The following is a 256-nucleotide window of genomic DNA, read 5'->3' as shown; positions in this document are numbered from 1 at the left end:
ATGCTAAACTATCGCCTCGGCTTAACGATTGGCTAATTCCTACTTTAAATTGGGTCATATTTTCTTGATCAAAAGCAAAACCATTAGTGGGTAAGTTCATTAACCCTAGCGTGAGTACCGGATCAGGTAAGGTACCTGCGGCAATACTTTTTGCTTCAATTGATGCTTGTTTTTGTTTGCTGGCTTTAAGCCAAGGCTCATGGTTTAAGGCATAGTTAATTGCCTCATTTAAACTCAGTTCAGCACTGTGTACAGA

The 256-nt window shown here is 39.8% G+C and carries 1 protein-coding gene; it reads right to left on the bottom strand.

Features of this window, described 5'->3' with window-relative positions:
* Positions 1 to 256: TolC family protein (locus AAEY79_RS15620; RefSeq protein ID WP_352289493.1), on the bottom strand; the 256-nt coding region annotated here is incomplete at both ends.

It is taken from the genome of Psychrobacter sp. GW64-MNA-CIBAN-0177 (assembly GCF_040309585.1).
Classification (GTDB): Bacteria; Pseudomonadota; Gammaproteobacteria; order Pseudomonadales; family Moraxellaceae; genus Psychrobacter; species Psychrobacter okhotskensis.
The sequence above is the reverse complement of the archived record's forward strand: the minus strand, read 5'-3'. Positions and strand labels throughout refer to the sequence as shown.